The sequence below is a fragment of the Providencia sp. PROV252 genome (genome assembly GCF_033676005.1).
GTDB lineage: Bacteria > Pseudomonadota > Gammaproteobacteria > Enterobacterales > Enterobacteriaceae > Providencia > Providencia vermicola.
The window spans coordinates 2051039-2062658 of the sequence record NZ_CP096294.1; the positions used below are offsets into that span (position 1 = coordinate 2051039).

An 11620-nucleotide genomic window follows, 5' to 3' on the forward strand; every position below is an offset into this window, starting at 1 on the left:
GATGAAACAGCGAGAGTTAATAAATAAATATAGCAATACGCTCTCTGTGACCTGCTTTGTCACTGCATGTATGGTACCTACATTTTATGCATGGAGTGAAGAAGATACAACCTATGAGTTTAATAGTGGTTTTATTATAGGTAGTAAAGAAGACGTTGATCTGGCGCGATTCAATTCTTCAGGAATTAGCCCTGGAAAATATTCAGTTGATGTTTACACAAATAACAACTGGAAGGGGCGCTATGATCTCAATTTTGAAGAGCAGAAAGATGGTCGATTAGCGGTGTGCTACACGCCAGCAATGCTTTCTGACTTTGGTATTAATACTGAAAAATTGAACCCAACACTTAACCAAGATAGTGACAGTTGCTTACCATTAAAAGATTGGAATAATGAAAAAGATGTTGTGGATATTTTCCACGCATCGACACTACGTTTAGATATTTCTGTTCCACAAATTTATGAGCAGCGAATTTCCCGTGGATATGTTTCTCCTCAGTTTTGGGAAACAGGGATCCCTGCATTGAATGTAAGCTATATGGCTAACTATTATGATAATCATACTAGTGGTTCTCAAGGAACTGATAACGCCAGCGCTTACCTTGGATTAAATGCTGGGTTAAGCTTTGATGGTTGGTTGTTCAAGCATATTGGCAACCTTAACTGGCAGCGCCATGATGGTACGAATTGGAATAGCAATCAAACTTACTTACAAAAACCTATTGCAGGATTAAAATCAAAAGCGACTGCTGGGCAATTTTATACAGATGGCGATCTATTCGATAGTATCAGCTTACGTGGCGCAAAGCTGGCGACAGATGACAACATGTACCCTGATGGGATGTCAACATATGCGCCTGAAATTAGAGGTATAGCACAAAGTAATGCTTTGGTCACTGTCAGGCAAAATGGCTCTATTATTTACCAAACAACCGTCTCTCCAGGTCCTTTTAGCTTAACGGATGTTTATCCATCAGGTTATGGGAATGATTTGGTTGTAACAGTAAAAGAAGCTGATGGTAATGAAACGACTTTCAGTGTGCCATATTCATCGTTAGCGCAATTATTACGCCCAGGTTTCACTCGATATCAAGTTGCTAGTGGTAAAGCAGATGCTGATGGATTAAGGAATCGTCCCTTTATTATGCAGGGAACTATTCAGCATGGTTTGAATAATACATTTACACTTTATGGCGGTGTGACAGCATTTGATGACTACCAGGCTTATTTAGTTGGTACAGGTATCAATACTGGATTTGGTGCAGTTGCAGTTGACTTAACACAATCAAGAACTGCATTTAAATATAGAACCGAGAATGGGCAAAGTTATCGTTTAACATTTAGTCGTTTATTCACACAGACAGATACTAACCTAGTATTAGCTGCTTATCGATATTCAACAAAAGATTATTACAATATTAATAATGCATTGTATGCAATAGATAATGATAAGCGTGGCGTAGAAAATACGCTAGGCCGCGAAAAGAATGGCTTTAGCTATACAATAAACCAAAACTTACCAGAAGGGTACGGTGGGATTTATTTTACTGGCCGTATCTCTAATTATTGGGATAAATCAGGAACTGAAGAGCAATATCAACTGAGTTATAACAATAATTATAACCGTCTCTCATATGGTATCGCGCTGATGAGAGTATATGCAGATAATACTAATAATAATAAAAAAGACGACCGTATAAGTTTAAATCTGAGTTATCCCCTGTATTTTGGCGAAAGCCAGAGTGCAACATTGACGTCAAATACAGTATTCAATAACGAAAAATTTGGTTCAACTCAAATTGGTGCGAGTGGTGCATTCGATAAAGAGAATAACTGGACTTATGGTATAAACACTTCGGTTGCAAATGGTGGTGAGAAAAATATTGGTTTGAATACGGGATACCGTACCTCACTCGTAAATACCAACGCTAACTATAGCCAAGGCCAGGGATACCGCCAATTTGGATTGGGTGCTAATGGTTCTATGGTTGTGCACTCGGGGGGAGTGACATTGACGCCTAATAGTTCAACAACATTAGCGTTAATTGAAGCAAAAGGTGCTGAAGGTGCATCCATTATGGGGGCGCCAGGAACTCGTGTAGATAGTAATGGTTACGCTATCGCACCTTATGTAAGAGCTTATCGTATTAACAATGTAGAAATCGACCCTAAGGGCAGCCCAGAAGATATTGTTTTCGAAAATACAACAAGCCAAGTTGTGCCTTATGAAGGCAGCGTAGTTAAAATTAAGTTTGGTACTAAAGTAGAAAAAAATATTGCATTTAATGTCATAAGACCTGGCAATAAATCATTACCGTTCGGCGCGAATGTGACTGATAAAAATGGTGAGTCAATCGGTATTGTTGGGCAAGGCGGAACTGTGTTTATTAGCAGTGAAACCGCGAAAGAAGCATTTATTAAATGGGACAATGGCCAGTGCTCGTTCTCTTTAGAAGCTGGAAACAGCAAGGAAAGTTTATGTCAATAACGAAACAATATCGTTTGTATATCGGAATTGGATTGCTTCTTACTGCAACTTATGCTTCTGCATATTGTAATCGTACTTCGACTCGTACATATGAACTTAATATGCAGATGGGACGGGTCGTGGTAGATCCTAATTTAAATGTTGGGGATACAATCGCTGAACAAACGTGGGATATGAGAGAAAACTCAAGTGCTATTTATGCATACTGTACTCGAAATACACCGATCTCAGCATTAGTTACTATGTCGAGTCTTGTTCCTGTAGGGAATAAAATTTATCAGACAAATGTTCCTGGAATTGGTATGAAATTTCACCGTGAAGGTGCGATAAGGATGACATACCCAGATACATTTTATGCACCAACATCAAGTAACTACTACTTAGCTGGGTCGAAGTTTATTTTAACTTTAGTGAAAACGGCTCCTGTTACAGGATCTGGTGTTATTGCGAGTGGTTACTATACATCTTATGGGTATATTCCAAATAACAATCCATTTTTAGTAACGAAGTTAGATGCTGAAGCAATTACAATAGTTTCTCCTTCTTGCCAAGTAGAGGGGGGGAATGAAAAAAATGTTTATTTGGATCCAATTAAACGTTCTCAGCTCAATGGTGTAGGTACAACTGCAGGTGAGAAAAACTTTGATATTAGATTGATCTGTAGTGGTGGTGTTAGCTATTCTGGCTTTGCAAATGTGAATATGACTTTTAATGGTGATGTACCAGACAAGATGAATAACCGACAAGGTGTTTTGATTAATCAAATTAAGTCATCAAATGGAGCTGCTGGCGTCGGGGTACAGGTTTTAGAACGTAATACAAATAAACCACTTATATTTAATGACAAGTATAGAGTTGGAGTCTTAGCAGATCGACAAACAAAGTATCTTGATTTAAATTACAAGGCTCGATATTACCAATATGGCAGTTCAACTTCAGCTGGTGAAGTAAATTCAAAAATGGTATTTAATATCACTTATGATTAATTGAATAGTTTTTTTGAGGAATATTCAAGAAACTAATTAATATGTATTGAGTTTAAATTATTATAAAATGCCAGTTGTTATTATAACGACTGGCATTTTATTTAACTCAAACTATAAAAATAACATGGTGCTGATGCATCCATGTTATTTTTATAATTAATGACCATCTTAATAAAAATTTTTAGGGACGGTTTTTGATTGGAGCAATGACACTTTCTGCTGTATATTTTAATTCTTGGCTAGTTTCATTAGATAGCTTGTTTTTATTTGATTTTGAACTAGTTGTATAACCATGAAAAAACCATTCGATTGGGCAATCCAAAACTTCAGCGATATCAACTAAATGGTTAATAGGTATTTTATTTATACCATTCTCATATCGAGATATTTGTTGCTGACTTAAATTTAATTTATTAGCTAAATCAGCGCCAGAAAGACCAAGTTCTTTTCTCCGGTTTTTTATTTTTATACCGATAATACTATGAATGTCCATATGACATCCTCGATTTTTGTGAAGGGTTATTATTTGATATTTTTAGTCAACTATTACGGGAATAGTATATTAAAAATTAAAGCGATTTGAAAGTTTTAATGCTCATAATTATGATAAAAATCTCTGTTTATAATAAAATAATTAAAGTCATTGTTTTTAGTGTGGGATATTTACGATATTAAAAGAAAAAGTTCACTTTTAATTGTTAATATAACCAATAAAATTAATGGCACTGGTGTTATCAAGTTATCATTATAATATTATTTCAACAATCTAATTCAGCGTGAATTTTAAATCATTGATTAAAATCAATGTATTAAGGTTTTATTAAAATTAAGTATTCAATTTTTTAAATGAGTTAATGTATGGATAATTCATTGTTAATATTCTGATCCTTAATATCTAATCTAGATAATTAAATATTGATTATACTCATTGATAAATAACATAATGTAATAAATGTTCGATAAGGTAGAGTATAAAAACTAAAAAACATCTTATATGATGTTTTTTGCAAAAGGGTCGTTACTCGGATCTTGATTCCATATATATTCCATTCTTAATGCAATGCTTTTAGCTATTTCAACACCATAAAAATCACTGACGATTTGTAGAGACATATCAATACCTGCACTGATACCAGAAGATGTATAAAACTTACCATCATGAACCCAACGTGCAAGCGGTTGCCATTTAACAAGATGATTTAGACTGGTTACCCATTCATAAGCAAGTTTGTTCGTTGTTGCTTTTACTCCATTTAACAGTGAGGTTTTTGCCAGTATGGCAGAACCTGTACAAACCGAAATGGCAGTATCTGCAAATTCAAACTGTGTTTTTACCCACTGGATATAATCTTCATCCATAGAAAGAGGGCGGGAGCCTTGCCCTCCAGGGATCAATATGTGCCGATAGGATGGAGTTGAAATCATGTGCGTATTAACAGTTACACCTTGAGAGCTTGTCATTGGCATTCCTGTTGGTGAAATAAAATCAATTTGGCAATGGTCGAGCCGACCAAATACTTCAACAGGCCCCATCACATCAAGGGTTTCAAATCGATCAAACAGGATAATAGCAATATTGTTTATAGGCATAGGGGATTGATTTCTTATTTTCAAAATAGGTATTCTGCCATAATGCTATTTTTTAGATTGGGATTTTGTGCACCAAACACTAAAGTGTCTAAAAACAAAAATTAATCCCAAAATATGTGCATTAACATATACTATTACTAAGGTTCTACTGGCGCTTATCACTATCCGTGAGGTGAAAAATGAAACTGTATATCTATGACCACTGCCCATTTTGCGTTAGAGCAAGAATGATTTTGGGCTTAAAAAATATTGCAGTAGAGCAAATCGTTCTGTTGGATAACGATCATGAGACACCCATCCGAATGATCGGTAAAAAAATGCTACCGATCTTAGAAAAAGATGACGGGAGCTATTTACCAGAAAGCCTAGACATTGTGCATTATATTGACCAGCTAAGTGAAAAAAAATACGCTACGGGGGTTTTATCACCACAAATTGAAACTTGGTCTAAAGCCGTATCTGGTGTCGTCTCTAAATTAGTGACTCCCCGTTTTGTCGAAACGGATTTCCCAGAAATAAGCACAAATGAAGCTAGAGCTGCATATAAAGAGAGAACGTCAAAATCCTATGGTGACTTGGCTGAATTTCGAAAAGAAACACATACTTTACTCGTCGAACTCGCACCTCAAATGTCATTATTAGATGTCTGGCTAGAAAACCGCGGCGAGACTATTGATATAAACGATTTTTATATCTTTCCTACGTTACGTAGCCTAAGTATTGTTGCTGGCTTAGCTTTCAGTAGCAATATCCGTAATTATATGGATAAAATGTCACATATCACGAAAGTGGACTTGTTGTTCGATAAGGCTAAGTAGTTTTGTCTATAAAAGCCGTACCCATTTGAAATCACATTAATGAGTACGGTTTTGTATTTAGAATATGAGACTAATTGACGTAATCACGCAAGGAATACACTAATTTGTAATGTCCTTGAATTAAGACGAGTTGATTATTTTTTAAATTAATAGTCGCACCTTCTATAAGCATGCGTTTTAACATGGTATCCCATTTAGACAAATCTTCATCAACACATTCAAGTTCCGTCTTGGTCAGGTTTTTAACGGTGATATTAGCGTTATTAATATAGCCTAATCCATTAAAGTCATTACACATTGAGGCAGAAACAAACATCTTTTCTCCAAAAGCGATGTAAGGAACAGTTTGTTTTGCTTTAATGGGTTTACCGTCAACTTCAGTTAAAACATAGCGATGGTGAACTAAAGCATCTCGAATCGATTTATCGTCGTTCTTCGCATCGACTTGATGTGTTTGGCAAGCCGCTAATAATAAACCCAATAAGGTCAGTGGAATTAAACGTTTCATCAATCCAACGTCCAATTAAGCATTAACAATATTCGGGCAGGCTTTGCCATGGCTAACCTGATCAATATTGCTAAGAGTTGTTTGACTAATACTGGTTAAAGCCTCTTCAGTTAAAAATGCTTGATGGCCTGTAAATAATACATTGTGACAAGATGAAAGGCGGCGGAAAACGTCATCTTGAATCACATCATTAGATTTATCTTCAAAAAACAAATCACGTTCATTTTCATAGACATCCATGCCAAGTGAACCGATTTTTTGTGATTTCAATGCATTAATTGCGGCGACAGAGTCGACTAAGGCTCCTCGACTTGTGTTGATGATCATGACCCCTTTTTTCATCTTACTGAAAGCGCTTTCATCGAGTAAATGATGGTTTTCAGGTGTTAAAGGGCAATGAAGAGAGATAACGTCTGATTGTTTATATAAAGTATCTAAATCAACATACTCTGCACCTAAGTCTAAAACTGCTTGGTTAGGGTAGGGATCGTGTGCAAGTAAGCGCATGCCAAAACCTTTTAAAATACGTAAAGTCGCTTGCCCAATTTTGCCCGTTCCGATGATCCCTGCGGTACGATTATGCATGTTAAAGCCAGTTAAACCCTCAAGCGAAAAGTTCGCATCACGGGTTCGTTGGTAAGCACGGTGGATCCGGCGGTTTAGGCACAGCATCATTCCAACCGCATGTTCAGCAACCGCTTCTGGCGAATAAGCTGGAACACGAACAACGTGAATTCCAAGCTCTTTTGCAGCTTCAAGATCAACATTATTAAACCCAGCGCAGCGTAAAGCTAAAATGTGAATATTTAAAGCTGCAAGCTCTTCTAAAACAGCACGATTGGCTTCATCATTAACAAAAATACACACTGCGTCAGCCCCCACAGCATTTTTGGCGGTTTGAACAGTTAATGGAAAATCAAAGTATTCAATACTAAAATTAAATTCTGAGCCTTGATTAACTTGCTCCATGTGCTTGCGATCATACTGTTTGGTACTATAAGAAACAATTTTCATCGAAGAGACTCCAATTTTTAGGAACCAATAAAAATAGTAGATAAAATAGTGTACCTACAAAAGATAAACTCAGAATAAGACAATTAAGTTTGTAAATCACCTAGAAATTAAGAAAATAGGTATCTGTTTACATATGAATATGGTTTATGCTTTTTAGACAACGAGTTAATGTAAAGATTGAATTAAAATTCAACAATCATGGTACTGAGCTAATCTCACAAGGACGAAGTTGATGCAGGTATTTAAAAGAGCTGGCAAAATTTTACTCTGGTTTTTCGGAGGGAGTGCTGTTCTCTTAGCTATATTATGGATAACAGTCGCACGCTGGCTTCCTGTTGTTGCTTCTTATTACTTACCAAAGCCACTTCAATTATCATTTTTAGATCCAAGAATGGCTCAGGGGCAATTACAGATCGCTGAGCTCAGTTTAACAGCAAAGAATTGCAAACTTGTTGATTTGCAAAATGCTCGTCTTTCTTTTTTCCCACTTCATTTAAATATAGATAATGTTAACGTTTCTACAGAGTGTATTAGCGCACTTGAATCGGATGAAATGGCATCTGGAGAACCGCTAAATATTGCTGAGCTGATTGACAAAATTCCTCTTTTTTCTATGGTCATAAATAATATCAATATCCAACCATGGGATGACTACCAGGGGAGTATTTGGTTACGCCGTTCAGATAAAAACATCCCTTTGCAGTTTGATTTTAGAGGAGATAATTTAAGATTATCCTCGCTGATTACTAAAGATAAACAGTTGGTGATCAGTGAGTTCTCGGCATTTTTACCAGAACAACAGCAAACAATAACATTAACAGGTGATGTTCAATTACCACTCATTGCAAGCCAACTTCCACAAAAAGGAATGTTGGAGGCCAATTTTAAATTATTAAGCCCTGAAAAACATTTACAAGCAAAATTAGCATGGCTAGATGAAAATGGAGTGTTAATTGTCACTGACACGGATATGCAAAAAACGGTACTGAATCTTCCATGGGCATTATCACCATCAATAGTTACCGTTTCACAAGGAAAATGGCAATGGGAAGAGGCAGGGATACCCATAGAAGGTGGTGTCAGCTTTCAAATTGAAAATTGGGAAAAACCATTAGGCGATATGATTTTTTCTGGTCGCTTGAATATGTTGACGCAGGCGAAGAAAGGTAAGGGGAATATTGTATTAACGCTACCAGAAACGCATCTTGATTTATTAAATACGGATGTTGATTTTAAGCTAAATGGGCAAGTTAAATATGATGATATGGTTCTTGATATTAATCTGCCTGCGAAAATTTCAGGACAATTAACCTCACCTAAAATCTCTTTACTATCAGGCTCATTATTAAGAGCTTATGGGCGAGCATCGCCAACGATCATGTTAAAAGAGATCCGTTTACCTTTGGCTGGAACATCTTTAAGCGAAGAAGGAATATCGGGAAGGCTACAGGCAATATTAAAAGTGCAAGAGCAATATTGGGGGGACTTTGATATTCACCTTGATGGTAAAGCCAATAAATTTACCCTTGATAATGGTAAATGGTTTTGGAATTACTGGGGAAATGCCAAATTACCTTCATTAGCAGCACGTTGGGATATTAAGGGCAATGGTAGTTGGCAAGACTCATTAATTACCTTAAATAATCTGACAACAGGCTTCGATCAAATTAAATATGGTTTGTTATCGATGAGTGCCCCACGCTTAAAACTCACAAAGCCATTGCAGTGGCAAAGAGATGGGACAAAAGCTAGCTTTAATGGTGCATTACAATTAACCAGTAATCGAATGCAGTTTGGTGTCGAAAGTTATTTACCAAAAATAACAGTAAACGCGGATATTAAAGGAAAGTCACCTGCTGAATTTCAATTAAAAGGTGATTTAAGCACGCAAGATGTGGGGCCCATTGTTATTTTTGGGCGTTGGGATGGTGAGCGTTTAAGAGGGGAGGCACGCTGGCCAGAACAGTCTGTCACCGCATTTCAAACATTAATACCTGCCGATCTTGGACTCGAACTTAAGCAAGGTAAGTTATTCTCACAAGCGGCATTTTCAATTACCCCAGAGGATGGGTTTATTGCTGGTGGACATTGGCGTGTGGAAAATACAAGTCTTTGGTTAAAAGATGGTGAGTTATCTGGCTTAAATTTTGTATTACCATGGCGTTTAAAGCAAAGCACATGGACTTTTGGGGAAAAATCTCCCGTAGAATTGCGAATTAAAAAGCTCAACAACCTTTTTGAACTGACGGATATTAAAGCCGACTTAGTTGGAACTTATCCGCCAACAGATTCAGCACCACTGAAACTCACAAATGTTGGGTTTAAAATGTTGGGCGGTGATGTCTCTATGGACTTATTACGTTGGCCGCAAACGGATGCATCGACGATACGATTACATCAAATTGAACTGAGTCAATTATTTACCATACTAAAAGTATCTCAATTTGCCGTTTCAGGCAAAGTAAATGGTGAACTTCCTTTTTATTTGAATAATCCTGAGTGGATAGTCAAGCAAGGATGGGTAGAAAACAATGGTCCTTTAACCTTACGGTTAGATACACAATTTGTAGAATCTATTCAAAAAGATAATATTTCTGCGGGGTCTGCCATTGGCTGGTTACAGTATTTAGAAATAAAACGTAGCCGTACCGATGTGAATATCACTAATCTAGGGCAGCTAACGATGAAAACAATCCTTGAAGGCTTTAACGCTCAAGAAAAGAAAAAACGGGAGGTGCATTTAAACTACCAACATGAAGAAAATATTTTTCAGCTGTGGCGTAGTTTACGATTTGGTAGCTCTTTAGAAGAATGGCTTGAAAAGAACCTATGAAGGTTTAAGGAATAACGTGAGTACATTAAAAGTAAGTACAGTGATTATTATGGCTTTTTTCTTAGTGGCATGTTTGCGAGTAGAAGTCGCGACACCAGATAAGCCAATTAATATTAATATGAATGTGAAAATAGAGCACGAAATACAGATAAAAGCTGACAGACAAGTTGAAGAGTTACTCAAAGAAAACAGCGACTTATTCGGGGAGGTCAGCGATAAATGAGCCGAATAATAAAAGTATTAACTCTGTGTTCACTATTAAGTGTATTTTCAGCATTTTCACTTACGGTGGATGAAGCAAAAGAAAAAGGGGTTTTGGGTGAAACGCTATCAGGCTACTTAGCGGTAGTAAAAACTGAGAATGTTGAAGCCGTTAAATTAGCAGAACAAATTAATCGTGAACGGGAAAAAAAGTACAGCGAAATTGCGTCCAAAAATAACCTTAAAACCAATGAAGTCGCTCGAATAGCAGGGCAAAAACTAGTCGAAAGGGCGAACGCTGGGGAATATGTGCGAGGTATTAATGGTCAATGGCTAAAGAAAAAATAAAAATGCGCACTCAGAAAGTGCGCAAAGTATAACAAAGGTAGTTTAGGTTGTTTTGATGATTGATTTAGACAATAAGGCCATTAATGTGTTGTTGAGCTTGCTGGTGGGCTTTTTCGACTGAACCATTACCTAAAGCTGTGCCTTCGGCAAAAACAAATTCAATATCTTTAATACCCAGAAAATTTAAAAATAAAGTCATATAAGGCACCATGGTATCTGCTGGGGTATCTTTATATATTCCACCACGGCTGGTTAAGACAAATGCCCGTTTATTTTCCAGTAAACCGACAGAGCCTTGTTCGGTATATTTAAATGTATGGCCTGATCTCGCAATAAAATCAAAGTAATGCTTTAAGTGTGAGGGGATCGTAAAATTATACATTGGCGCAGCAATAACAATGACATCATGTGCTTTTATTTCTTCAATTAAGGAATTAGACAGGTCTAAATGTGCTTGTTGTTGCTCTGTTTTCGTGTCACTAGGGCCAAAAGCTGCTAAAATTTCACCATCAATGGCAGGGATTGGCTCATTGACGAGATCTCGAACAGTCACAGTGTCCTCAGGGTTCTTTTCTTGCCATTGTTGAATAAAGTAATCGGCTATTTTATTGCTTTGAGAATTGTCTGCCAGAATACTTGATTTTAATAGTAATACGTTACTCATTATGGTCCTTAAATTTATTGATGTTGCTTTACGTATAATCATACGTGATAGCTAACTGATTGATAGAAAGAAAATTAGACTGCCTTCTTCAAAAAAACTGATGGTATTATTTATGTAATAACAAGAACTAAAAAATAAAACGAAATATTGCTGCTATACGACGAAGTAAA

Annotated in this window: 11 protein-coding genes; 6 read left to right on the top strand and 5 right to left on the bottom strand. The window is 36.6% G+C overall.

What is annotated here, in order from left to right; genetic code table 11:
* The first annotated feature begins 1 nt into the window (after window position 1).
* On the top strand, window positions 2–2488 hold the full coding sequence (locus M1F05_RS09445) for a fimbria/pilus outer membrane usher protein (protein ID WP_206084217.1): 2487 nt from the start codon (window positions 2–4) through the stop codon (window positions 2486–2488).
* The gene (locus tag M1F05_RS09450) at window positions 2479–3474 is read left to right on the top strand and encodes a fimbrial protein (RefSeq protein ID WP_206084218.1); all 996 of its coding nucleotides are present in this window, start codon (window positions 2479–2481) and stop codon (window positions 3472–3474) included. The genes M1F05_RS09445 and M1F05_RS09450 overlap by 10 nt, the downstream gene beginning before the upstream one ends.
* 181 nt (window positions 3475–3655) lie before the next feature.
* Here M1F05_RS09450 and M1F05_RS09455 read toward each other — a convergent pair whose 3' ends face one another.
* Together M1F05_RS09455 and M1F05_RS09460 are read right to left on the bottom strand one after the other, a co-directional pair.
* Window positions 3656–3967, bottom strand: coding sequence for a helix-turn-helix domain-containing protein (locus tag M1F05_RS09455; protein WP_206084219.1), 312 nt, complete (start codon window positions 3965–3967; stop codon window positions 3656–3658).
* Window positions 3968–4464: 497 nt separating this feature from the next.
* The gene (locus M1F05_RS09460) at window positions 4465–5064 is read right to left on the bottom strand and encodes a DJ-1/PfpI family protein (protein WP_206084220.1); all 600 of its coding nucleotides are present in this window, start codon (window positions 5062–5064) and stop codon (window positions 4465–4467) included.
* Window positions 5065–5243: 179 nt separating this feature from the next.
* On the opposite strand from M1F05_RS09460, the gene grxB reads away from it, so the two are divergent.
* Window positions 5244–5882 (top strand): glutaredoxin 2, encoded by a 639-nt coding sequence (grxB, locus tag M1F05_RS09465; RefSeq protein ID WP_206084221.1) that lies wholly within the window; start codon window positions 5244–5246, stop codon window positions 5880–5882.
* Window positions 5883–5952: 70 nt separating this feature from the next.
* On the opposite strand, the gene M1F05_RS09470 is transcribed toward grxB, so the two are convergent.
* Together M1F05_RS09470 and M1F05_RS09475 are read right to left on the bottom strand one after the other, a co-directional pair.
* A complete protein-coding gene (locus tag M1F05_RS09470) occupies window positions 5953–6390 on the bottom strand; it encodes an META domain-containing protein (protein ID WP_206084222.1) in 438 nt (145 codons plus the stop codon).
* Between the two features lie 15 nt (window positions 6391–6405).
* Entirely contained in the window at window positions 6406–7404 is a 999-nt protein-coding gene (locus M1F05_RS09475) for a 2-hydroxyacid dehydrogenase (protein ID WP_206084223.1), read from the bottom strand.
* 232 nt (window positions 7405–7636) lie between these two features.
* Here M1F05_RS09475 and M1F05_RS09480 point away from each other — a divergent pair, with 232 nt between their 5' ends.
* The 3 genes from M1F05_RS09480 to M1F05_RS09490 are packed head-to-tail and all read left to right on the top strand — an operon-like array spanning window position 7637 to window position 10786.
* Entirely contained in the window at window positions 7637–10237 is a 2601-nt protein-coding gene (locus M1F05_RS09480; RefSeq protein ID WP_206084224.1) for a YdbH family protein, read from the top strand.
* Window positions 10238–10286: 49 nt separating this feature from the next.
* Entirely contained in the window at window positions 10287–10460 is a 174-nt protein-coding gene (locus tag M1F05_RS09485) for a YnbE family lipoprotein (protein WP_206084422.1), read from the top strand.
* Window positions 10457–10786: a YdbL family protein gene (locus tag M1F05_RS09490; RefSeq protein ID WP_206084225.1), complete on the top strand. Its 330-nt coding sequence runs from the start codon at window positions 10457–10459 to the stop codon at window positions 10784–10786. The genes M1F05_RS09485 and M1F05_RS09490 overlap by 4 nt, the downstream gene beginning before the upstream one ends.
* 64 nt (window positions 10787–10850) lie before the next feature.
* Here M1F05_RS09490 and M1F05_RS09495 read toward each other — a convergent pair whose 3' ends face one another.
* Window positions 10851–11450, bottom strand: a complete 600-nt coding sequence (locus M1F05_RS09495) for an FMN-dependent NADH-azoreductase (protein WP_206084226.1) — start codon at window positions 11448–11450, stop codon at window positions 10851–10853.
* Window positions 11451–11620: the final 170 nt, after the last annotated feature.

What these genes read in the sequence shown, in the direction of transcription:
- M1F05_RS09445 (WP_206084217.1), top strand. Translation starts at nt 2, where the DNA reads ATGAAACAGCGAGAGTTAATAAATAAATATAGCAATACGCTCTCTGTG.
- M1F05_RS09450 (WP_206084218.1), top strand. Translation starts at nt 2,479, where the DNA reads ATGTCAATAACGAAACAATATCGTTTGTATATCGGAATTGGATTGCTT.
- M1F05_RS09455 (WP_206084219.1), bottom strand. Translation starts at nt 3,967, where the DNA reads ATGGACATTCATAGTATTATCGGTATAAAAATAAAAAACCGGAGAAAA.
- M1F05_RS09460 (WP_206084220.1), bottom strand. Translation starts at nt 5,064, where the DNA reads ATGCCTATAAACAATATTGCTATTATCCTGTTTGATCGATTTGAAACC.
- grxB (WP_206084221.1), top strand. Translation starts at nt 5,244, where the DNA reads ATGAAACTGTATATCTATGACCACTGCCCATTTTGCGTTAGAGCAAGA.
- M1F05_RS09470 (WP_206084222.1), bottom strand. Translation starts at nt 6,390, where the DNA reads ATGAAACGTTTAATTCCACTGACCTTATTGGGTTTATTATTAGCGGCT.
- M1F05_RS09475 (WP_206084223.1), bottom strand. Translation starts at nt 7,404, where the DNA reads ATGAAAATTGTTTCTTATAGTACCAAACAGTATGATCGCAAGCACATG.
- M1F05_RS09480 (WP_206084224.1), top strand. Translation starts at nt 7,637, where the DNA reads ATGCAGGTATTTAAAAGAGCTGGCAAAATTTTACTCTGGTTTTTCGGA.
- M1F05_RS09485 (WP_206084422.1), top strand. Translation starts at nt 10,287, where the DNA reads ATGGCTTTTTTCTTAGTGGCATGTTTGCGAGTAGAAGTCGCGACACCA.
- M1F05_RS09490 (WP_206084225.1), top strand. Translation starts at nt 10,457, where the DNA reads ATGAGCCGAATAATAAAAGTATTAACTCTGTGTTCACTATTAAGTGTA.
- M1F05_RS09495 (WP_206084226.1), bottom strand. Translation starts at nt 11,450, where the DNA reads ATGAGTAACGTATTACTATTAAAATCAAGTATTCTGGCAGACAATTCT.